This is a genomic window from Occallatibacter sp., from assembly GCF_036502485.1.
Lineage (GTDB): Bacteria > Acidobacteriota > Terriglobia > Terriglobales > Acidobacteriaceae > Telmatobacter.
This window is the reverse complement of the sequence record NZ_DASXYM010000002.1, coordinates 36115-58606: the sequence shown is the minus strand read 5'-3', so window position 1 is coordinate 58606 and position 22492 is coordinate 36115. Positions and strand designations below refer to the sequence as shown.

The 22492-nt window shown below is 62.3% G+C and carries 19 protein-coding genes; 11 read left to right on the top strand and 8 right to left on the bottom strand.

The window, feature by feature from the left end; all coding sequences use genetic code 11:
- The first annotated feature begins 296 nt into the window (after window positions 1-296).
- The 4 genes from VGL22_RS00350 (at window position 297) to VGL22_RS00335 (ending at window position 4100) form a co-directional block, all read left to right on the top strand.
- Complete coding sequence (locus tag VGL22_RS00350; RefSeq protein ID WP_465264881.1) at window positions 297-1304, top strand: hypothetical protein; 1008 nt, start codon at window positions 297-299, stop codon at window positions 1302-1304.
- A gap of 472 nt (window positions 1305-1776) precedes the next feature.
- Complete coding sequence (locus VGL22_RS00345) at window positions 1777-2658, top strand: purine-nucleoside phosphorylase (RefSeq protein ID WP_465264880.1); 882 nt, start codon at window positions 1777-1779, stop codon at window positions 2656-2658.
- Window positions 2655-3329, top strand: coding sequence for a uridine kinase (gene udk / locus VGL22_RS00340; protein ID WP_465264879.1), 675 nt, complete (start codon window positions 2655-2657; stop codon window positions 3327-3329). Before VGL22_RS00345 ends, udk begins: the two co-directional genes overlap by 4 nt.
- A 261-nt stretch (window positions 3330-3590) precedes the next feature.
- Window positions 3591-4100: a DUF2062 domain-containing protein gene (locus VGL22_RS00335; protein WP_465264878.1), complete on the top strand. Its 510-nt coding sequence runs from the start codon at window positions 3591-3593 to the stop codon at window positions 4098-4100.
- Window positions 4101-4197: 97 nt separating this feature from the next.
- Here VGL22_RS00335 and VGL22_RS00330 read toward each other — a convergent pair whose 3' ends face one another.
- On the bottom strand, window positions 4198-5100 hold the full coding sequence (locus VGL22_RS00330; protein ID WP_465264908.1) for a S1/P1 nuclease: 903 nt from the start codon (window positions 5098-5100) through the stop codon (window positions 4198-4200).
- Between the two features lie 387 nt (window positions 5101-5487).
- On the opposite strand from VGL22_RS00330, the gene VGL22_RS00325 reads away from it, so the two are divergent.
- Together VGL22_RS00325 and VGL22_RS00320 are read left to right on the top strand one after the other, a co-directional pair.
- Window positions 5488-6300: a GvpL/GvpF family gas vesicle protein gene (locus VGL22_RS00325; protein ID WP_465264877.1), complete on the top strand. Its 813-nt coding sequence runs from the start codon at window positions 5488-5490 to the stop codon at window positions 6298-6300.
- A 199-nt stretch (window positions 6301-6499) separates the two neighbouring features.
- A complete protein-coding gene (locus VGL22_RS00320) occupies window positions 6500-7327 on the top strand; it encodes a hypothetical protein (protein ID WP_465264876.1) in 828 nt (275 codons plus the stop codon).
- A 12-nt stretch (window positions 7328-7339) separates the two neighbouring features.
- Here VGL22_RS00320 and pgsA read toward each other — a convergent pair whose 3' ends face one another.
- A complete protein-coding gene (gene pgsA, locus VGL22_RS00315; protein ID WP_465264875.1) occupies window positions 7340-7987 on the bottom strand; it encodes a CDP-diacylglycerol--glycerol-3-phosphate 3-phosphatidyltransferase in 648 nt (215 codons plus the stop codon).
- Between the two features lie 290 nt (window positions 7988-8277).
- Here pgsA and VGL22_RS00310 point away from each other — a divergent pair, with 290 nt between their 5' ends.
- Window positions 8278-9918 (top strand): serine hydrolase domain-containing protein, encoded by a 1641-nt coding sequence (locus tag VGL22_RS00310; RefSeq protein WP_465264874.1) that lies wholly within the window; start codon window positions 8278-8280, stop codon window positions 9916-9918.
- Between the two features lie 182 nt (window positions 9919-10100).
- On the opposite strand, the gene VGL22_RS00305 is transcribed toward VGL22_RS00310, so the two are convergent.
- Window positions 10101-11378, bottom strand: a complete 1278-nt coding sequence (locus VGL22_RS00305) for a Glu/Leu/Phe/Val family dehydrogenase (RefSeq protein ID WP_465264873.1) — start codon at window positions 11376-11378, stop codon at window positions 10101-10103.
- A gap of 481 nt (window positions 11379-11859) precedes the next feature.
- Here VGL22_RS00305 and VGL22_RS00300 point away from each other — a divergent pair, with 481 nt between their 5' ends.
- Together VGL22_RS00300 and trpE are read left to right on the top strand one after the other, a co-directional pair.
- Complete coding sequence (locus VGL22_RS00300; RefSeq protein WP_465264872.1) at window positions 11860-13887, top strand: serine hydrolase domain-containing protein; 2028 nt, start codon at window positions 11860-11862, stop codon at window positions 13885-13887.
- 138 nt (window positions 13888-14025) lie between these two features.
- Window positions 14026-15567: an anthranilate synthase component I gene (gene trpE, locus VGL22_RS00295; RefSeq protein ID WP_465264871.1), complete on the top strand. Its 1542-nt coding sequence runs from the start codon at window positions 14026-14028 to the stop codon at window positions 15565-15567.
- A 66-nt stretch (window positions 15568-15633) separates the two neighbouring features.
- Here the strand turns inward: trpE and VGL22_RS00290 are convergent, their stop codons facing one another.
- The 3 genes from VGL22_RS00290 to VGL22_RS00280 all read right to left on the bottom strand — a co-directional run bounded on the left by VGL22_RS00290 (window position 15634) and on the right by VGL22_RS00280 (window position 19204).
- On the bottom strand, window positions 15634-17637 hold the full coding sequence (locus tag VGL22_RS00290; RefSeq protein ID WP_465264870.1) for a M1 family aminopeptidase: 2004 nt from the start codon (window positions 17635-17637) through the stop codon (window positions 15634-15636).
- Between the two features lie 100 nt (window positions 17638-17737).
- Window positions 17738-18973 (bottom strand): lipid-A-disaccharide synthase, encoded by a 1236-nt coding sequence (gene lpxB / locus VGL22_RS00285; RefSeq protein ID WP_465264869.1) that lies wholly within the window; start codon window positions 18971-18973, stop codon window positions 17738-17740.
- A 30-nt stretch (window positions 18974-19003) separates the two neighbouring features.
- Window positions 19004-19204 carry a hypothetical protein gene (locus VGL22_RS00280; protein ID WP_465264868.1) on the bottom strand — a complete coding sequence of 67 codons (201 nt, stop codon included), beginning with the start codon at window positions 19202-19204 and terminating at the stop codon, window positions 19004-19006.
- Window positions 19205-19335: 131 nt separating this feature from the next.
- Between VGL22_RS00280 and VGL22_RS00275 the strand changes: the two genes are divergently transcribed.
- Both VGL22_RS00275 and VGL22_RS00270 read left to right on the top strand, forming a co-directional pair.
- Window positions 19336-19812 (top strand): helix-turn-helix transcriptional regulator, encoded by a 477-nt coding sequence (locus VGL22_RS00275; RefSeq protein WP_465264867.1) that lies wholly within the window; start codon window positions 19336-19338, stop codon window positions 19810-19812.
- A 180-nt stretch (window positions 19813-19992) separates the two neighbouring features.
- On the top strand, window positions 19993-20541 hold the full coding sequence (locus tag VGL22_RS00270; protein WP_465264866.1) for a DUF4199 domain-containing protein: 549 nt from the start codon (window positions 19993-19995) through the stop codon (window positions 20539-20541).
- A 20-nt stretch (window positions 20542-20561) separates the two neighbouring features.
- Here VGL22_RS00270 and VGL22_RS00265 read toward each other — a convergent pair whose 3' ends face one another.
- Complete coding sequence (locus VGL22_RS00265) at window positions 20562-21350, bottom strand: biopolymer transporter Tol (protein WP_465264865.1); 789 nt, start codon at window positions 21348-21350, stop codon at window positions 20562-20564.
- Window positions 21351-21431: 81 nt separating this feature from the next.
- Window positions 21432-22490, bottom strand: a complete 1059-nt coding sequence (locus VGL22_RS00260; RefSeq protein ID WP_465264864.1) for a 3-deoxy-7-phosphoheptulonate synthase — start codon at window positions 22488-22490, stop codon at window positions 21432-21434.
- Window positions 22491-22492: the final 2 nt, after the last annotated feature.

Genomic DNA, 22492 nt, shown 5'->3' with positions numbered 1-22492 from the left:
TCGAGCTGAAAGAGCCGAATAGAAACCGCGGACTTTAGCCCCTGCCATTCTGCACTTCCACAAAGACCGGAGCACCCTCCGCCTCTGGCCAGTCTGCCCCTCTTCCAGTGCAATCCACAGCAGCCGATACCCACCATGCAATGCTCTCACGCGGATCTCTAAGCGGTTTACTTTCAATACACGGACCTCAGCAAGCTCTCGCGAAAGTTGGCTCGACACAACTTGTTTTCGATTGCGTCGCATCCTATTGATCTGTGCTTAGAACATTCTCCAACTCGGTCTTGATTGTTCTTGGGTTGGCCGTACTGCCCGCGGTGGCGCAGTCGCCAACCCCTCAACAGAGCTCGCAGCCGAGCCAGCCCTCGCAATCGAGCCAGAGCTCGCAGCCGAGCCAGCCCCCCGCGCAGACCCAGCCGGCTCCCACCCAGCCAGCGCCGGCCGCCATGCAACAAGCCGTGCAGCAGGAGGCGGTGGAGACCCAGCAGGCCGTAGCCAAAGGCCAGCCCGTGTCCCAGCCCGGTGCCGTAGGTCAGGCCATCGATGTCACCCACCCGGCCGTTCCCGTTCCTCCCGGCCCTGTGCCCCCCAAGGACATAAAGCCGGCCCCCCCCACCCCCATTGCCGTCAAAAAGGTCGAACTCGGTAGCGACAATACCTGGGACCCCAAGTGGGACGTGGTAATTGAAGAGAACCTGCCCAACGAACTGATGTCCCCCGGCATGTCCAAGGCGGTGAAGCCCTTCTGCCCGCGCTTCGGCCAGCTGAGCGAGGGCGACAAGCGCGCGTTCTGGGCGTACCTGTTCCAGGCCCTCGCCGGCGCCGAGGCGGGTCTCCGTCCTACCGCCGACGTGAAGCACCTCGACCCCACCGTTGCCGTGCGTGACCACGTGAGCCAGAAGACCGTCCGTCAGCAGGGCCTGCTCCAGCTCACTTACGAGGACAGCCAGCGCTACGGCTGCGACTTCGACTGGGAGAAAGACAAGCACCTGCCCGTCGGCGATCCCAACAAAACCACCCTGCAGCCTGAGCGGAATCTCCTCTGCGGCGTCCGCATCATGAAAAACCAGCTCGTCGACCTAAATCGGCCGCTGGTCACGAAAAAGAGCTACTGGGGCACCCTGCGCCCGGGAACCATGAGTTACCGGGTCTTCGCCAGGCAGATGGCCAACGTCCCCCTGGCCTGCGGCGCCAGAACGGCTCCGCGCCACAAGTCCCTCGACAAGGGCATTCGCGAAGCCGCCGTCGCCCGCCCCGCGGCAAATGGGCAGGCAGTCGCAGCAGCCGTCCCCGGCGGGGAGCAGTAACCCCCCTCCCCCCCGCTACAACAAGGGCACGTTGAACCGCGTGCCCCTTTCCCACTGGCCGTCCGAGGTTCAGGAATCACACCAGGCCGTGACGCCCGGCACATCCCTTTCTCCTGAAGAAGCTCACAATCGACACTCCTCATGGCGCTTTCTGCTCAACTCGTATCTCTGCACCCCGGGTTCGGCACGTTTCCACTCGAACTGAAATTCCATCCAATGTTTACCAGAAGATTACGAAGTAGCCTTTTTTTGGGTTTTTGGTCAGCAAACGATTCAACTGCAACATTGCAGGGTAGTTATCCAAATTTAATTTGTGATCTGTATCACTCAAATCACGCCACCCCACCCCCCTCGCTGACCCATAAATCACCCCGGCCGCAAATCGATCAGGTCACCGCGTCGGTTACTTATCTGTAAACACACCCCGCAGCGGCTCTGATGCCCGCCCGCGCCTTTCGCTAAGCTGGAATCCATGGCTTCTTACTTCGATAAGGTCACTCACGCGGCCGCATTCGTCCGCGCTCGCCTCGGCTCCGGGGCGCCGCGCGTTGCAATCGTCCTGGGCTCCGGCCTCGGCGCCGCCGCCGACGCCGTGACCCATCCCATCCATATTCCATACGCGGAGATCCCCGGCTTCCCCCAGTCCACAGTCGAGGGCCACTCCGGTCGGCTGGTCGCCGGCCTGCTCGGCGGCGTTCCCGTCCTCATCCTGCAGGGGCGCGTGCACTACTACGAGGGCTACACGCCCGCGGAAGTCACGTTCCCCATGCGCGTCCTGGGCGCGCTCGGCATCCGCGCCGTCATTCTCACCAATGCCGCCGGCGGCATCGCTGAGGGCCTCCGGATCGGGCAGCTTGTGGCGCTGTCCGACCACATCAACTTCATGGGCTGGAACCCCCTCACCGGTCCCAACGAGCCGCGCTTCGCCTGCATTCCCACCGCCGGCCTGCGCTTCTTCGATATGACCGAGGCTTACTCCAAGCCCCTCCGCGCGTTAGCCCGCCAGGCCGCCGCCGAAGAAGGATTCAACCTGGCCGAAGGCATCTACCTCGCCACTCCCGGCCCCAGCTTCGAGACCCCCGCCGAAATCCGCGCCTTCCGCACCCTCGGCGCCACCCTGGTCGGCATGTCCACCGTCCCCGAAACCATCGTCGCCCGCCACATGGGCATCGAGGTGTTGGGCATCTCCTGCGTCACCAACCTTGCCGCCGGCCTTGGCGCCACCCAGCTAAGCCACCAGGAAGTCTTCGAAGCAGGCCGCAAAGTGGAGCAGCGGCTGGCGCGTCTGCTCACGATTCTGGCCCCTCGCGCTGCCGCCGCCACCGTATCCGCCGCACCGGACACTCAACCGTGAGCATCCAGCCACAATCAGCAGCCCTCATCATCGGAGTGGCCGGTTGCTCCGGCTCCGGCAAGACCACCCTCGCCGCCGAACTGGCACACGTCCTGGGCGGCATCCACTTTCCGCTCGACAACTACTATCGCGACCTCGCGCACCTGCCGCCCGCCGAGCGCGCCGTGCAGAACTTTGACGATCCCGCCACCATCGAGAGCCCGCTTCTCGCCGCCCACGTGGCAGCTCTCGCGCGCGGGGAGGCCATCGAGCGGCCCCTGTATGACTTCACCACCCACACCCGCCTGCGCGATCGCACCGAGCCCATCGGACCCGCGCCGGTCGTCATCGTAGAAGGTATCTTTGCCCTTCACTATGCCGAACTGCTCCCCTTGTACCAACTCAGCGTCTACGTCGACGCGCCGGATCATATCTGTTACCAGCGGCGGCTCGACCGCGACGTCACGCAGCGCGGACGTACACCGGAGTCCGTGCGCGCGCAGTGGGAGGCCACGGTGCGGCCCTCGGGCCGGCGGTGGGTGCAGCCTTCGGCCGCCAACGCCAGCCTGATCATCGACGGCACGCTCGAACTCGACTGGAAAATGGAGCTGGTGATGAGAAGGGCGCGGACAAGCAGCGGCGGAGGAAAGCCGAGGCAGAATGCGACATCAAGGGATCAGCAACAAGTTTGAGGTGCTCAAGTGATCAGGTGGCTCAAGTGATCAGGTGCTCAAGGCATCAGGTGGCTCAAGTGATCAGGTGCTCAAGCGATCAGGTGCGCAACTGACCGAATCACCACCCGACCACCGCCTCACTCCCCCACCTCGCCACCTGACCACCTGTTCCGCCCCAAACCCGGATTGTGGTACGCGGCTACCAGTCTGGTCCTCCTGTCAAAACTTTCACCAGGAATTGAATCCAACGTGCATCTATATGCGTAAAGGTAAACAGAGATGAAGTTCGCGGCATACAGTCTTGGAGGCGTGAAGGAGAAGGCGGCAGCATGGCTGTTGGAGGGCATCTCGCCCCAGCGGCTGGCGCTCACGCTGGCTCTCGGCTTCGTGCTCGGCTGCATTCCGCTGGTCGGCGTACCCACCGGCCTGTGCGTGGTTCTGGCATTCGTCTTCCGGCTGAATCAGCCCGCCATTCAGGCTGCCAACTACCTCGCCATACCCTTCCAGTTGGCATTGGCGCTGCCGCTGCTTCGGCTTGGCGCTAAGCTGGCTCCGGCGAACAAAGCCGCCGTCGATATGTCCGCGCTCATGCAATCGCCGTGGCAGATGATGACGCACTCCTCGGCAGATGTGGCCACCCAACTCGGCGTCATGGCCGGTCAGGCGCTGCTGGCGTGGCTGCTGCTGGCCATTCCCGTCGTGGCCGCGCTGACCTTGGCGCTCACCGGCGTCTTGCGCCGGGTTCCGGCCCTTGCTTCGCCCCTCGTCCGAACTGACCTGCTTCCGTAAACCCTGCCTCAACCTTGCGCGACGCTCGGAATCTAAAATCCGGAATGCCGGGAGTCTTGAACGTCCCGGCATTTCCATGCGCGCCGCACTGCAACCACTAGTACTTGGCCTGCGGGACCGGCTGGCCGCTGTCAATCCATGCCGAGTAGATCATGTCGCGCAGCATGCTGGCCCCGGCCGCGAGGCGCTCGGCGGTAAAGTCGCGCGACTCGGGCGTGCCCGCCCCCGTGAAGCCGCCGGCCTTCTCCAACTGGTAGACCCTCTCAACATAGGTAGAGGTATGGCGCAGGTATGCCATGTAGTCATCAAACATGTCGCCCTCCAGCGCCTGCACCGGCGTCATCTTCGGCTGGGCATGCAGGGCCTGCAGGTTCGCGGCGACAAAAATGCCCTCGAACTCCCAATGAATCTTGTGCTCCGTCGTATAGTTGTTGGGATTCGGTCCCACCCACCCGTTGTATTTCTCCGTGGTGTGAAGGGGCTGAGAGGCGTCGCCGACGTAGTGCCCCAGCCAGCCTGCGTAGAAGATCGCAGCCTGCTCGACATCGTGGGTGTCCCGGCGCGCGCTGGAGAGCTGCCGATACTCGCGGAGGGCGGCCTTGAGGCGCTCCCAGATCTCGTCCGCCTCCCAGGGCTGCAGCCCGATACGGTCCGGCTTCTGGCCCGCGGCGTACGCCTTCTGCATGAAATCGAAGCGCTTGTGGGGCAGCGATCCCAGGGCATCGGCGGGTTCCAGATCGATAAAGTGCTCGGGAGCCTGGGCCGCCACCAGTTCAGGCTCAGCCGGCGAGCGCCAGCGATCAGGCTCGGGGCCCAGGTATTCGATCTCCTGAATAGCGGCAGGCGAGCGCAGGAAAGCGGGAGTGTCCACGGGCAGCGAAGAGGCGGCCAGGCGATTGATCATCCGGTGGCCCTCGTTACCCCAGGCGTGAGCTGGCGGGGACTGCACTGTGAGTATCGACAGGCCCAGCACGGCTGCGGAAATAGCACGCAATGACATCGGCATGAGGCCAGTATATCGGCGGACCCAAGCTGACAAATCCAGCCTGCTTTCGCCCGGATTCTCAGGGGGATTGCACCGCCTCAGGTGCCGGATCGCGCGCCGGGGCAGGCACCCTCAAACTGAACGCGCAGCCCGGAATTTTCCTCAAACTCAAACCTTCTTGCGACAATATCAATATAATTTTAATTTAATGAGCCATCTTTTTTGAACTGTTGTGACGGCCGTGCTTGCCAATCGTGTTTTCCCGGGCCTAGTATTCCAGACAGTTCGACCGGGTAGTGGCGACCAATAAGCCCGGCTGTACGCCAGCATGCAGAGTTTTCCCGGGGTTTCCAAAGTTCCACACAAAGCGACGCTTACCGGCATCGCAGGGAGTGTTCCAACATGGCATGGTATGCCTACTGCATTGGTGAAAAGCAAGCATTTCCAGAGTTGGCCCGTCATCGCAAGCCCGTTCCGCTCCAATCCGTCCATGGCGTAAGTGGAAACCAGGTCTTCCTGTATCCCGCCAGCGACCTAGCCGTCATCGTCAGTGAGCATAATCCAGCAGAAAATCTCAATCAGAAAGCCGGAGTCGACCACGCCCGCGTGATCGCAGACTGCTTTCAGCACTCCACCGTCCTGCCTTTTCGTTTTGGCACGGTTTTCAACGACGACGAATCCCTTCGCAAGTCCATTCGTTCCAACCAACGGCAGTTTCAAAACAACATCGAGAAGCTGCGCGGCAGGACGGAGATGCACCTGAAGATCTTCGTGGAGGATTGCTGCACCAAGGAACAGATTCACCACGGACCCGCCGAGGGCGTAGGACGCGAGTACCTCTCCAACCTTCGCGAGAACGCCGTGCGGCAGCGGGAGCGCCAGACACGGGCACGAGCGGTCAGCTTCCAGATGCACCGGCTCTTCAACCCGCTGGACGAGGAAGTGAGCTGCCGGCTGACGGAAAGCGGCAGGATGGTCCTCGACATCGCGCACCTCATCGACCGCAAGTGCGTGGAGCGGTATCAGAACAAGTTTCACTCGACGAGTGCCGCGCTGAAAGACTGCCACATGCAGCTTTCAGGCCCCTGGCCTCCGTACCACTTTGTCCATCGCCTCACCCGTGGAGCCTCCACCCCAGCCGTAGCAGCTACGGTGAATCCGCCGGTCCCCGTGGTTCGGGTTCCGGAAGCCGCCGTGCAGGTGGCGCTGGCTTAAGAACCGCCCCAATCCTCGGAACGGGACACGCAAAAGCCCCGGCGCAAGCCGGGGCTTTTGCGTGCAAAGCTTGTCGGGACATCGGGAACCTCTGCCTTTCCGAGCCAAGTGTTAGGCACACGGTGCTATACTGCGCTCGATTCCAGCTGCGCTCCCTTGGCAGCTACTCCCATCCAGCTCTTTCAGCCCAGGAGGTGTCATGCGCTTCCGTCCCGGGTTTGTTCTCTCCTGCACATTCGCATTCGTCGCGGCCGCCGCTCTGGCACAGATCCGGCCGCCGCAGGGCTCCCCGCCATCTGATCCGGAACATGGGCCCCCGGTGGTGAGCTTCTCTGACGGAGGCGCCAGCCTCAGCGGCACCGGGCCCATGGAGAGCATCTACATCTCCCCCAAGGCTGGTGCTCCGTTCAGCCTCAAGCTGGCGGCCGAGTGGTCGCATCCGCTTGCCGGCGGCGGCACCTTCACCCTGGCAAACGAGCGTGGCATCGTCCGCGACAGCAAGGGCCGCATCTACCAGGAGCGCTGGATCCTGGTGCCCAAGGGCGGCGACATCAAGTCGGAGATGAACGTCTTCCAGATCACCGATCCCGAACTGCACACCTGGTACAACTGCTGGACCCGTCAGAAGGTCTGCGAACTCATGCAGTATGACGATGTGGTCACTGCCGTCTACCTGCCACGCCTCCGGCCGCCTGGCCCTCTGCCCGACGGCAAAGGCTACGTCCAGTCGGAAGACCTCGGCGCGGGAACTACCCAGGGACTCGAAACGCACGGGTATCGCGAGACCACCACCTTGAATCCGGGGACGTTCGGGAACGACCGCGAGATGAAGGCGGCGCGCGAGTTCTGGTTTTCCTCGCAACTCGGAATCAACCTGTTTTCCATCGTCGATAACCCGCAGACCGGCAAGCAGGTGTTTACGGTCAAGGAATTGTCGACCTCAGAGCCTGATCCGTCGTACTTCCAGGTGCCGGAAGGCTACCGCGTCGTCGATCGCAGGAAAGCAGACGACAAGGATAGACGCTAGCGCTGTTCCGGTTTAGTTCGCCCCCTGCGTGCCGGCGCCCTTGCGACGGCTCAGCACGAAGGAACTGCGGCGGTCGCGGGAGGCGCGATCGATCTGCTTCCAGAACCCGATGAAGTAATCCACAGCCGAGATGATCGAAACGGCGGCGCAGAAGTAAATAGCCGTCACAGCGGTCCACCGGACGGGTATTGTGATCAGCCAGAGGTCCCACTGAAACCAGTGGTGCGCCAGAATGGCCGAGACGACAGCCACGATCTGGATGACAGTCTTCAGCTTGCCCAGATCGCTGGCCTGAATCGTGAATCCTTCTGACGCAGCGATAGACCTCAGCCCGGAAATCAGGAACTCGCGGCCGATGATGATCACGGCAATCCACACTTTGACCACCTGCGGCTCGTAAGCCACCAGCGCAATCAGTGCGGCCGTGACCATAATCTTGTCGGCCAGCGGATCCAGAAGCATGCCCATGGTGGTGATCTGGCCGCGCTTGCGGGCCAGGTACCCATCCACGCCATCGGTGATCGAGGCCAGCACGAAGAGGATCGAAGCCAGAAGCTCCTGCTCGGCTCCGCTCTGCCACGGGAAATGCGGCGAGAGAATCCAGAGCAGCAGGGGGATCATGACGATCCGGCTCATCGTGATGGAATTGGGCAGATTCACTTCATTAACGCCGCGCCCGGAGCAGGCTTCCGGTTCTGTTCATTATCGCACCGTTCCGGTCGCGGGCTTCGCCGGATGAAGGGCGGCACTCGCATCTTTGCATTTGGATGCAGGTGCTCTGCCTTGCCACGTGCCGAAATGAGTTCCCACTGGCGTTACGGCCGCAAGACCGTCTATTCTCGGTCCAACCCATGCCGATGCAATACTTTTCCCGCCGCGCCTTCCTGTCCACTTCGGCCGCAGCCGCCGCTGGGGCCTCGCTCCAGTGGACGCCCGAACTGAGGGCGCAAATGCCCGTGCCCGCCGCCGCAACCCCGCTGGAGCAGAAACTCGATGCCTACATCGCGTCGTATATGGAGGCGATGAACGCCCCCGGCCTCACCCTCGGGCTTACCGGTGCGGACAAAACGCTGCGCACCGCGGGTTTCGGCTACGCCGATGTGGACAAGCGCGCACCCGTCACCACCGATCACCTGTTCCAGATCGGCTCGATTACCAAATCCTTCGTAGCGCTGCTGTTGCTGCAACTGCGCGACGAAGGCAAGCTGGATTTGAGAAAGCCGGTTCTGGACTATCTGCCCGGATTGCCGATTGTCACTGAGTTCGGGCCCGTAACGGTGCACCATCTGCTCACCCATACGTCAGGATTGCCGGATAACCTGACCCTGTTCGCCGCCGATCCATCCGCCCGGCTGATACAAGGGTTCAAGCCGGGCGAGCATTTCCATTACTGCAACGCAGGGTTCGACATTCTCGGCCTGCTGGCCGCGAAGCTCGATGGCCGGCCGTGGCGCATGCTAGTGGAAGAGCGCATCTTCAAGCCGCTGGCCATGAGCCGCACGCGCGGTGTGATCACCACGGCGGACCGGGCGCGAGCCGCAGTGGGATACCAGCCTTACTGGGACGACCAGGTGTATCCCCGGCAGGGCAAACTGGCTCCCGCGCCAAACCTCGTAATGGACGACACCGCCGGCTGCATCCAGTCCACTCCGGACGACATGGCCCGCTATATCCGCATGCTGCTGAACGGCGGCAAGGGGCCAGCCGGGCGCATCGTGTCGGAGGAGGGTTTCGGGCTGTTCACCACACCTTACATCAAGGCGGAAGAGTTCAGCCCCACGGCGAGCTACGGCTATGGCATCGCCGTCGACACCCTTGACGGGCACCGCATCCTCCGCCACACCGGCGGAATGGTGGCATTTGCCTCGTCCATTCACGTCGACCTCGATGGAGGCGCGGCGGCGTTCGCGTCCATTAATGCCATGCAGGGATACCGGCCCACCGCGGTTACCGAGTATGCCGTAAAGCTGATCCGTGCCCAGCGGGAAGGGAAGCCGCTGCCGGCTCCGGCAACCATTGCTGATCCAATGGACGTGGACAATGCCGCAGACTATGCAGGCATCTACACAGCGCCGGATGGCCGCACGCTCGAGTTCGCGGCCAAGGGCAAAGGGCTGTCTCTGCTGGATGGCGAGCGGCCGATCCCTCTGCAGCGCCAGGGCGGCGACGCCTTCGTTTCGACGGCGGCCAGCTCTTACGCCGCCCATGCCTTCGCCTTCGGCCGGAAGGAGGAGGCCAAAGACCCAGACCCGAAGAAGAAGCTGCCGTTGATTGAAGTGTCGTACGGGCCGGATTGGTTTTCGGGTGCGAAGTACGAGGGACCGAAGTCGTTTCATGCTCCGGCGCATTACGGCGGGTTCACCGGCCGGTATTGCTGCGACAGCGCGTGGGGCGGCAGTGCGGAGGTCTACATATTGAAGGATCAGCTCACCGTGGACGGAACGCCACTCGCGCCCATTGGCGGCGCGCTGTTCCGGCTTGGAGAGGAGCCGTGGTCACCAATGACCGCGGAGTTCCTGCACATGTTTGAGGGCAAGGCTCGACTGATGCGGCTAGGCGGAGCGGATTACTGGCGCGTCGAAGTGGGGTAAAAGCAGGATGTAGGGAATCGCGAGTAGGGTCCCGACCCCAGCGACGTGCACAAAAGGCGTCGCTGGGGCGCGGCGCCGGGCTTGGTGGGAAAGAGAACGGGCGGACCGCAGTCCGCCCCTTCTCTTTCCCTCTTTCCCTCTTTCCCTCAGTCCCTCAGTCCCTTGTTCTCTATTCCCTGCCTTTACGCGTAGAGCCCGCGCTGCTTGATGGTGTGGGCTACGCGATCGATGGCCAGCATATAAGCTGCAATCCGGTTGTTCACGTTGTGGGCTTCGGCATAGCGGACCACGTCGTCAAAGCTGTCGCGCAGAATCGTCTCGAGCTGCTCGTTGACAATGGCTTCTTTCCAGAAGTAGCCCTGCCGGTCCTGCACCCACTCGAAGTAGCTGGCGGTGACGCCGCCGGCATTGGCCAGAATATCCGGCACCACGAAGATGCGCTTCTCGGCGAGAATCTCATCGGCTACAGCAGTGGTGGGCCCATTGGCGCCTTCCACCAGGATGCGCGCTTTGATCTTCTCGGCGTTGCGGCTGGTGATCACGTTCTCCATGGCCGCGGGTACCAGGATCTCGCACTCCGAAAGAATCAGCTCCTCGCTCGGCATGGCCTCCGCGCCGCGGAAACCAAGCAACGTGTTGTGGCGGTACTTGTACTCGAGAAGCTGGTGGATGTCGATGCCGTTGGGATTGAACAGGCCGCCATCTTTCTCGGCGATGCCAATGACCTTGTAGCCGTGCTCCATCATCAGGCGGGCGGCGTTGGAACCAACGTTTCCGAATCCCTGAATAATGACGCGGCAGCCCTCGATGGGCATCTTGAGGTAGCGCAGGCTCTCGTCGCAGGCCACCATCACGCCGCGCCCCGTGGCCTCAGTGCGTCCGCGTGATCCGCCCAGGCTCAGCGGCTTGCCGGTGACCACGCTGGTGACGGTCTGGCGCATGTGCATGGAATAGGTGTCCATGATCCACGCCATCGTCTGCTCGTTCGTGTTCATGTCGGGAGCAGGCACGTCCTTCTCAGGACCGATGAACTCAATGATCTCCGCGGTATAGCGGCGCGTCATGCGCTCGAGCTCGGTGATGGTCATCTTCTTGGGGTCGCAGATCACGCCCCCCTTGGCGCCGCCGAAGGGAATGTTCACCACGGCGCACTTCCAGGTCATCCAGCTTGCCAGCGCGCGCACTTCATCAAGTGTGCAATCGGGCGAGTAGCGGATGCCCCCCTTGGCAGGACCGCGCGCCTGCGAGTGCTGCACGCGATAGCCGGTGAACATCTCGATGCGTCCGTCATCCATGGTGACGGGAAAGTGCACGATGACTTCGCGCGAGGGAGAGCTGAGAACCTTCCAGAGACCTTCGTCGAGATTGAGTTTGCGCGCCGCGAACTCAAAGCGGGCGCTTTGGGCCTCCCATGGGTTGATTTCCTGGTCCAGAGTTACGGTTGGGGTTAACACTGCCATACGCGAGTCTCCAAGTGCTTTCTTGCCTGGCCCAGGGGCGGGCGGACCGAACGCGGCCGCCCTCGCAATCAGCGGGTCAGGGGTCGTGTCCGTGGCTAAACGGAGTTATTGGTTTCTTTAAAGTACTTCATTCCTGCCTGCCAGCGCCGCCGGTCCCCAGTTTTCTGTCCCGGCCTTACCGGCGCCAGCCCAAACCAAAAGAGTCTAGGCTCTTGAAAAGAGAACCGTCAAGCGAACATGAACCTGCCTTGGCACAGTTTGTCGTCTCTTTTCCCGAGAAAACGTTGGTTCCCACAACCACGGGAGTCGGACGAACCGGAGCCCGCCCGGCCCGGGTGACGTCATGGGCCCTCTGCTTGGATGCGTCCGACGGCGCCCGAGACACGGCGCGCAGGCGTATGCCCCTTGCCAACATCCCCAATGGGAAGAGACACTTTAGAGCAATCCTGTGGTCTTTATTCCAACTCCGGCAAGAGGCGCAATGCGCACTTCGATGACCCCGCTCCTCACCGCGGCAGCCGCCGCGGTCTTCGGTATGGCCAGTGTGGCCAGCTTCGCGCAGGTCCCAGCGGTACCCGCGGCCCAGCCCCAAACTCCCGTCGCCGCACCACCCGTCCAGCCCCAGAACGGTCCTCCCGCATCCGTGACCCCGGCAACCCCCCCGGGCGGCCATGCCCTGACCCAGCCCGATCTGGAGGCGTTCTTCGACGGCATCTTTCCGCTGCAACTGGAGCGCAGCGATATCGCCGGCACGTCCGTCCTGGTGGTGAAGGATGGGCAGGTGCTGTTCGAGAAGGGCTACGGTTTTGCCAATGCTAAGGACAGAAAGCCCGTGGACCCCGACGCGACCATCTTTCGGCTGGCGTCCATCTCCAAGCTGTTCACCTGGGTGTCAATCATGCAGCTTGCCGAGCAGGGCAAGGTGGATATCGATGCCGATGTGAACCGCTACCTCGATTTTCAGATTCGTCCCGCGTTCAATGCTCCCGTGACGCTCCGCAACCTCATGACGCACACCGGCGGCTTTGAAGAGAAGATCAGCAACATCATCGTTCTCGACCCGAAAAAGCAGCCGACGCTGCGCGATGACCTGATCCACGGCCAGCCCATGCGGCTGTTTCCCCCGGGCACCGTCACGGCATATTCGAATTACGGTGTGGGCCTGGCCAGCTATATTGTGCAGCGCGTGAGCGGCGAGCCGTTTGAGCAGTACGTGCAGAACCACATCTTCGGTCCCCTCAAGATGACGCACTCGTCGTTCTATCAGCCCATCCAAAAGGAACTGGCGCCGTTTGTGTCGGAGGGTTACCGCGGCGACACGACCAAGAAGCCGGTGGGCTTCGAAATGCTGAACCCGGTGGGCGCGGGCGGGCTCTCCTCCACGGCAAAGGATATGGGCCGGTTTGGGCAGGCCCTGCTGCAGGGCGGCGAGCTGGATGGTGCGCGGATTCTGAAGCCGGAAACGCTCGCCCAGATGTGGACGCCGCAGTTTCGGGCCAGCAATGACATGCCGCCCATCTGCATGGGCTTCTATCAAGACTGGCGCAACGGCCTGCGCTGGATCGGGCATGAAGGCGATCTGATCGCTTTTCACAGCCTGTTCTTCATTGAGCCGACCCAGAAGATTGTCCTGTTTGTGAGTTACAACTCGGCCGGTGGAGGAGGCAAGCCTCGGCCGGAGCTGATCAACGCATTCAGCGACCGCTATTTTCCCAGCGCGCAAACGTTGGCCCCGATGAAGAGCTGGCCTGTCGAGATGCGCGACATTGCGGGAACGTATCAGACCACGCGCCGGTCCGACTCAACCAAGCTGCGGCTTACCGCGTTGGGAGGCCAGGCTACGGTTGCCGTGGACAAGGATGGCGCGCTCACGGTGAGCAGCTTCAAAGACCTGCGTGGACACGCGGAGAAGTACAAGGCGATTGGCAAGGATCTGTGGGAGTCAGAGGAGCAGGATCGGATCTCCGCGATCCGTGACAATCACAACCGCGTGGTGCGGTTCGCGGTCACATTCCCCGGCGTGCAGTATGAAAGGGTGCCGTGGTATGCAATCCAGGCGTGGCAGGGCCCCGCGATCGGTGTGTGCCTTGGCATCATGGCCCTGGTGCTCCTGGCCACGCTGATCCGGCTCGGGCGCCGTGTCTTTCTGCGCAAGCGATCGCGGTGGCAACCGCAGCCGGGGACCATTTATCTCACCTTTTCTCCGCGCGCAGCTTCCATCCTGTGGGTGCTGTTCCTGGGTGCCATCATGATCTTTTTTGTGGTGCAGGGCGACGACATGCTGCCCCCCACACCCGCCTGGTATCCATGGTTCACCATCGTCAACTGGGTCACCGGCGTGTGCCTGTTGCTCAGCTTGTTTGCGGTGCTGCGGGCCCTGTTCATATGGCGTCGCGACGATCTGCGCAGGATTACCAAGGTGAAGTTCACGCTGGTGGGGCTGGCATGCGCGTTCATGAGTGCGTGCGCGGTCTTCTACCACCTGATCGGGCCGGCGAGAAGGATATGAGGGGCATGTGGTCAAGTAGTTAGACAAGTGATCAAGGGGTCAGGTGCTCAAGTGATGGCTGACGAGCAATCAGATCACCCGAACACCTGATCACCCGATCACCACAGTTTCCCAAACCCCTTCCGCTAAACTGGCAGGGTGACTTCTGCTGACCAGATACATCCCAGCCGCAAGGAATTCCTCGCTCTCGCGAAGGAACATACGCTCGTTCCTGTCTGCCGCACGCTGACCGCTGACCTCGAGACGCCGGTGTCGGCTTTTCTGCGGGCCGCGTGGGCGGAGAAGGAGTGCTTCCTGCTGGAGTCCGTGGAAGGCGGCGAGCAGGTGGGGCGCTATACCTTCATCGGGCTCAATCCCTACAAGCGCATTGTGGCGCGCGGACGGCAGCTTGCCATCACCCAGGGTCGGAAGACGACGCATCTCGAAGGCGATGTCTTCGCCCTCCTGCGCGACGCTCTGGGCGGACACAAGCCGGCACGGCTGCGCGATCTGCCTCCATTCACCGCCGGTGCGGTAGGGTACTTCGCCTACGATGCCGTGCGGCAAATCGAGCGGCTGCCGGAGACAACCGCGGACGAACTGCAGATCCCCGACGCGTGTTTGCTGTTTTTCGATGAGGTGCTGGCGTTCGATCACGTGCGCAAGCAAATATGGCTCATCGTGACCGCCGACCTGAGTGTCGCCAGGCCCGCGGATGCGTATGACCGGGGCGTCAAGCGGCTCAACCGCCTGGAGAAGCGCTTGAGCCAGCCGCTTCCAAAGCTGCGTGCCGCCAGGCCCGGCAAGCTGAAGGTGAAGGATCGCACCCGCAAACGTGATTATCTAGCCGCCGTCGCGAGCACCAAGGAGTACATTGCCGCCGGCGACGCGTTTCAGGTGGTGCTCTCGCAGCGGTTCGACGTGGAGCCGGGCGTGGATACGTTCCAGGTCTATCGCGCTCTGCGCAACGTGAACCCCAGCCCGTACATGTATTTCCTGCGCTTCGCCACCGATGGCCCGCTGGGCGCCGCGCCAAAGCAGAAGCCGGGCAGAAAACAGCCGAAGGCGAGCACGATTGAAGTGGCAGGCTCATCACCGGAGCTGCTGGTACGCGTGCACAATCGGAATGTGGAGTATCGACCGATTGCCGGCACGCGGCCGCGCGGCGCCAATGACAAGGAAGACCAGGCGCTCGCCGACGAGATGCTGCACGACGAAAAGGAGCGCGCCGAGCACGTGATGCTGGTCGACCTGGGCCGCAACGACGTCGGCCGCGTCAGCGAGTACGGCACCGTAAAGGTGGACCGCCTCATGTTCGTCGAGCGCTACAGCCACGTCATGCACATCGTCAGCAGCATTGAAGGCAAGCTCCGCAAGGAACTCACCGCGGTTGACGCGCTGCGGGCGTGCTTCCCGGCCGGTACGCTATCAGGAGCGCCGAAGGTGCGCGCCATGGAAATCATCGAAGAGCTGGAACCCGCGCGCCGCGGAACCTACGGCGGCGCCATTCTCTACGCGGATTTTTCCGGCAATCTCGACTCCTGCATCGCCATCCGCTCGCTGATGGTGAAGGACGGGAAGGGAAGCGTTCAGGCCGGGGCCGGCATCGTCGCGGACTCAGTCCCGGAGAAAGAGTACGAAGAGTCGATCAATAAGGCCCGCGCCGTGATCCGGGCGGTCGAGCGCGCGCGCGAGATGTAAAAGCCAGTTCGTAGTTCATAGTTCGTCTGCCCTGAACCGTGAACTACGCCGTCTGAACTCCCCCCGCTACTCCTCCGCCTTGCACGCATACGGCTTCGTCAGATCCTGTCGTGCCTCGTTCAGCGCCCCCTGAGTATTGTCGTTCGTCTGCACTGCCAGCCGGTATTCATTCACCGCGCGGTCCCTCTGGCCGGTGCAATCGAAGATCTTGCCCAACTCGATGTGCGCCCAGACCTCGGTCCAGCGCGGTTCGTTATCTCCGCGCAGCGCGTCGCGATAAGAGTTCACCGCGGCCTGGAAGTTGCGCTGCTGGAACAGGACCTCGCCGATCCGGTAGCTGGCAAGCGAGCTTTGCGGGTTGGCCTGAAGCGCCTTCTGATACTCACCCAGCGCACCCACCAGATCGCCCTGCGCCACAAGCTGCTGGCCTTTCAGGATCGCGATGCGCACCTGAAGGTTGGGCGAGGACTTCAGCACCCAGTCGCCGGGGTCGATCGCGATCCGGCGCGGCCGGCCGAACGTGTCCACTACATATTGAGAATCGGTCCCGACCACGTCAACCTTCTGGTCAACCGTCTTGCCGTCCGTTTCCACGCGCAGGTCGACCGGCATGCGGAACAGGTCCAGGTCCTGATTGATCTCGCCAATGGTGCGGAACCCCTTGTTGTTACCGAGGCGATAGACAGCGTACTTGTTGGTGAAGGTCGGAGCGCCCGTGCCGTCCACCCATTGCGCGAAGAACGACGTGAGCTGCGTCTGGCTCTGCGCCTCGGCCACTTTGGTCAGATCCACCGTGCGCACGCCCTGGTCGGTGTACTGGCTGAGCAGCCCCTTAAGCGTGGCCAGGAACGCCTTGTCGCCCACCTCCCAGCGCAGCATGTGGAAGATCATGGCGCCCTTCTCGAGCGTCTGCGACTGGAACTCCGGGGAGAATGGATTTTGCCGGCCTGACGACGACAGCGGCGTGGTGTCATACGCCAGCGCGCCCGCGGCCACATCCTCAAGGGCGCCCTTCATGGCATTTTTGCCGTTCTCTTCTTCCACATACATCAGCTCGCCATAGCGGGCCATGCCGTTGGTGATCCAGGCGTCATTCAGGGTCTTGGGGCTTACCTCAGATCCCCACCATTGATGCGCGATAGTGTTCGCAAGCAGGCGGATGCCGGACTTGTCGCCCACGCGGGCACCCATGATGCCGGCCAGCTCCGGACCCCAGATGGCGGGAAGCGTGTCATCAGGAATCTCCACAACATTCAGGTGGCTGGACTCGGGGACGCCGAAGTTGTCGGTGAAAAAGTCGAATTGCTTGTTGGCAGTCTGCGCCAGGTCGTTGCCGGATTGCTGGTGGCTGATCGTAAGCCAGACCTTGATGTTGCCGGAACCCACATTCGGCGCATCGACGTAGCGGCCGGCAACCACCGTTCCCGGAAACCCAGGCTTCTTCCAGTTGAAGTCATACTGGTCGGCCGGCTTGCCATTGGCCAGCTTGGCCGGACGGGCCGAGCCGGTTGCGCCGCTCGAAAACACGCGCATGCCCTGCGGCACACGCATATGCAGTTCCATGGTGTAGCGGTCCGTCTCGTATCCGTTGGTGGGGAACCAGCGCCCGCCGTACAGCAGATAGGTAATCGGTTCCTGTATGGCCGCCAGCTTCAAGCCTTCCACCGGTCCGTCTTCATTGCCGGTGATAACGCCCTCGTACTCGAAGGTCCAGTGCAAGGGCTGGCCCTTCACAATCGGCGACGCGGGCGTGACGCGGATCGTTCCGTCAGCCGAGCGCTCTCCGGTGAGGGTCTTGCCGGTGCCGTCCGTGATCTTGGATACCTTGAGCGCGGGATGGAACCCGAAGCTGACGATCTCGGCGTTCTCGGGCGCCGTAAAGATCACAGTCGTGTCCGCTTTGAGCTGGTGCGCTTGGGTGTCGATTTCGGCGTTGATGACGTAGCCCGTAATGTCGAGCTGCCCGCGCTCGCTGCGCTGCGCATGTGCGGAGAGGGCCAGCAATAGTGCTGCGGAAACCAGGCCAAGGCCCAAGCTAAACCGGCGAAACGTACTCGAAATATTCATCATCGTCTCTCGTACCCGCGGTGGCTCGCGGCCACTCATTGTAACCTTTGCCCCTGGACGCCGCACCCTGTGGTCGCTGACTGCGCGGCTGGTTCGTATTCGTTTATGCAGACTTCGGCGAGGCCAGCCTAAGCAAGTCGAGCGTCACCTCGGCCACTCGGGCAATCGCGCCACCAACTGCGCTTCGGGCGCGATCGATGTCCCGCCCTCCAGCACCCGTTTGAGCCTGCAGCACCCCGCGGAGTTCCGCGAGTTCTTTCATCATGGACTGTCGAGAAGGGCCGTCGGGTAGCAACGGCGTGAGTTCCTTGACGATATTGGATGCAGTGAAGTCGTTCTGAATCAACTCAGGAATCAGGCGTTTTTGGGCAATCAGGTTCACCATGGCCACGTGCGGGACGGTCACCACGCGTTTGGCGATGGCGTAGGTCAAGGGCGAAACCCGGTAAACCACAACAAAAGGGTTGCCGATGAGGGCGGCTTCCACCGTGGCCGTGCCGGAGGCCACGATGGAGGCGCGGGCGTGCTGGAGCGCTGGGCGCGCATCGTTCACGAGTGTGACGGGCAGGCCGAGGGCGCGGTCCTGCAACATTTGACCCACCCAGGCGCGTTTCTCCGTTGTAAGGGTGGGGGCCAGCGGCAGAATAAATTCGTACTGCCCGGGTTGGCGGCGGACGTGAAGCTCGTCGGCTGCGGCCAGCATCTCCGGCAGGTTGTCGCGGATCTCCTTGGCGCGGCTTCCGGGCAACAGCCCGATCCACGTCTTGCCCGGATCCAATCCCCATCGCTCCCCGAATTCCTCGCGTGAAATCACAGGAAGCTCCAGCTCCGCCAGCGGATGCCCGACGAACTCGGCGTTGACCCCGCGTTCTCGATAGAACGGCTCCTCAAACGGGAAGATCACCAGCATGCGGTCTATGTATTTCTGCACCAGCCGGATGCGGTGCTTCTTCCACGCCCAGAGCTGGGGGCTGACAAAGAATACGACCGGGATACCGAGCGCGTGCAGCTCCTGGGCCAGTTTGAAATGGATATCGGGGAAGTCGATGAGGACGGCGACCGCGGGGCGGCGCTCGCGGATGGCAGCCTTCAGCCTGCGGAATTCGCGATAAATGCGCGGCAGGTGGCGGACCACTTCGGTGATGCCCATGACCGCCATGTCTTCAGCCCGGACGACCTGCTCCAGCCCCGCGGCCACCATCCGCGGTCCACCCATGCCCCAGAACCCCAGGTCGCGTCCCTGCGCGGAAAGCTGCCGCCGCAGTTCTTCAATCAGCAGGGCGCCATAGGCTTCGCCGCTGGCCTCGCCCGCCGAGATGAAGATCCCGCCCGTGGTCATAGGGTGTCGTACTAATGATAGTTGAGCCAGTTATGGTCTTCGGGAACGGACCACCTGCACAACCCCAAGCACTGCCACGCCACACGCCCACGCCAGAGCCACGCAGACAACAAGGTTCCACAGCGTCCCGCTGGCATTCGGGTAGAAGTAGCGAATAAACGCAAGAATGACAACCAGGGCCAAAATGGCCAGCGTGTTGTAGAAGGCGACCGATCGTCTGGCGTTGATCATGCTCGTTACCCGGCTCTTCCATTTTAGTTGGACTGCAGTCAGGGCGTGACCCGCTGACCAGGCCTCCAGCGCCGTAGTAACATCGTTGCACCAGCCTCCCGGCCATATCCCTGCTCGACTCTTCAGAGGCAATGAAGCGGACCATTCTCATCTGCGGCCTCGTCGGCGGACTCCTCATCGCGCTGCTGCGCTGGTCGGAATACCAGTTCCTGGTGATCGACCACTCGGTAGAAATCTACGCCGCCCTCGTCGCGGCCGTGTTCGCCGGATTGGGAATCTGGCTGGGCATCCGGCTGACCCGGTCCTCCCGGGTCGCGGCTGTGCCTGACCAACCCGCAGCCGCCCCTCTCGCTACACCCGTACCCGCCCCGGATCCCATGGCCTTCGTTCCTGACCAGAACAAGCGCGACGATCTGGGAATCACCCGGCGCGAAATGGAAATTTTGGAGTTGGTCGCCGAAGGCCTGTCCAACCGCGAAATCGCCGAAAGGCTCTTCGTCAGCGAGAACACCGTCAAGACCCATTGCAGCCGAGCCTTCGACAAACTCGGGGCTCGACGGCGGACCGAGGCGGTGCTGATGGGAAAGAAGCTCGGGCTGCTGCGGTGAGAAACACCGCGAGCAGGATCAGGGAACAGGCAATAGAAGTAGGGTCACGACTCGATCGTCATGCAAACGTATGATTTTCAACTCTAAACTGCAAAATCACCCGAAAGCATGACGACTCGGACGCTGGGTGTCGCGCTATGGTCAGGTCACATCGCAGCTGATTCACTTCTGAGGAGGCACATGAAAAAGATCATTCTCACCTATGGGTTCATCTCCGGCGCGATTTGTTCGGGGTTGATGGCTCTTTCGCTCGTCTTTGCCCACCGGATTGGGTACGAGCACTCAATGTACGTGGGCTACACCATCATGGTGTTGTCGTTCCTGCTGGTCTACTTCGGGGTCCGGTCGTATCGGAACGACGAACGCGCCGGATACATCACATTCGGGCAGGCGTTCGGAGTAGGCATGTGCATCATGCTCATCACCTGTGCCTGCTACGTGATCTCGTGGCTCATCATGTACTACGCCTTCATGCCCGACTTTTTCGACAAATACGCCGTGTACGTAGTGGAGAAGGCCCGCGCTGCCGGCGCCAGCCCCGCCGTCCTGCAGGCCAAGGCCGCGCAGATGCAGCACGCGAAAGAGATGTACGCCAACCCGCTGTTTAACGCGGCCATGACATTCCTCGAGCCGCTCCCGGTGGGTCTGCTGATGACGCTGCTGTCGGCGGCGATTCTGCGCAGGAAACCGCACACGCAGTCCGCTCCGTCCACGGCAGCGTCCAACTAGCCTCCGGACCCCGGAGCTGTTTAGCGCACCTTGCCTGCCGCGTTCTCCAGCAGCACGTTCGAAGCCACGCCTGTATCCACCGTTGCTGGCAGGTGCGAGCAGAAGCCGATGCCCACATAAAACGGCCCGTCAAAGTGCAGCGTCATGGGCGGGCCGAACTGGTGCATCGGCTCGCCGGTGAGGCTGATGAAGAGCGCAACCTGGTCGCCGTGCTTCTCGATGCCGATGCGTTTGGGCAGCACGCCGGTCAGGCTGCCTCCAAACCGGTACGACATGTCCTTCATCTGCGCGCCTTTGTCTGCGCGCCACGCCAGGTGCGTCATGCCCGTCCCGTGCTCGCCGGTGACTGCTTCCTTGGCATCATCGTCGAGGCTCTGGCGGATCACCAGCACAACTTTGCGATCGTCGTAGCCCTGCTTGTTGGGAAACGAAGCGTCGGCGGCAAGGGAAACGTCGCCCGTCATCTTCTTCCACAGGAAGCGGAACTCATCGCGCTGGTACCAGATGTTGTACCCCGCCGAGCGGATGGTGTACTGCTTAGTGACCGGATCGAAGCTCGCCTCTCCCGGCGCCAGCGGCCCGCCGATGTCGGACTGGTTCTCGAAAATGCCGACGGGCTTGTCCAACGTGACCGTGGGTCGGTGGAAGTCCGCCGGCGGAGCCACCTGCTGGTGTGTGGATGAGCCAGGCTGCGCCCAGTCTGGAACCTGAGGGGCCTGCGAACTTGGCGCCTGCGCGCCGCCCCCTGGTGTGAAGGCGAAAAGCATGAAGACGAAGAACAGAGCGCAGCGAACCTGCGAATTTTTCATACGCACGAACTGTACCAGACCGGATGCCCCGACCTGCCCAGGCCGAGCTTCGATGAGGCACCCACGCCCACGCTCGCGAGATTAGCTGCCGCGCCGCTCCCGCACCGCAGCCGCCAACTGCTCCAGCACCTTGTGCGTTTCCGCCCAGTCGATGCAGGCGTCCGTAATGCTCTGCCCGTAGGTGAGCGGCTTGCCCTCTTCCAGCTTCTGCGCGCCGGCCACCAGGTTGCCCTCGATCATCGCGCCCATGATGTCGCGGTTGCCGCCCGCGATCTGTGCCGCCACGTCTGCTCCCACGACAGCCTGACGCCGATAATCCTTGTTGGAGTTGGCGTGGCTGAAGTCAATCATGATGCGGGGGTCGAGGCCGGCTTTGTGCATTTTTGCCCAGGTCTCGCCCACCGCCTGCGCCGTGTAGTTCACCATGCCGCGCCCGCCGCGCAGGATGATGTGCGTATCCGGATTACCCCGGGTAACGAAAATGGCCGACTGCCCATGCTTGGTGTGGCCCAGGAAAGTGTGTGAATGCGCGGTCGAGAGCAGCGCGTCAATGGCGATATCGACATTGCCTGAGGTCCCGTTCTTGAAACCCACCGGGCAGCTCACTCCGGAAACGAGTTGCCGGTGCACTTGGCTCTCCGTCGTCCGCGCGCCGATAGCGCCCCAGGCCACCAGGCCGGCGATGTACTGCGGCGAAATCATGTCGAGGAACTCCGTGCCGCTGGGAACACCCATCTCCGCCAGGTCCAGCAGCAGGTTGCGCGCCAGGCGCAGCCCGTCGTTGATCTTGTAGGACTGGTCGAGATGCGGATCGTTGATCAGGCCCTTCCACCCCAGCGTAGTACGCGGCTTCTCGAAATAAACCCGCATCACGATGCACAGATCACGGGAGAACTCCGCGATGGCCCCCTTCAACAGGGCAGCATACTCGCGGGCCGCGTGGATGTCGTGAATCGAGCAGGGGCCCACCACCACCAGGACGCGGTCGTCGCGGCGGTGCAGAATGTCAATGATTTCAGTACGCGCGTGGAAGATGGTCTCCGACGCGGTTTCGGTAACGGGGCGTTCCTCTTCGAGGAAAACGGGCGGCAGGACGACCTTCGTCCACTGGATACGGATGTCATCAGTCGTATGGAACATGA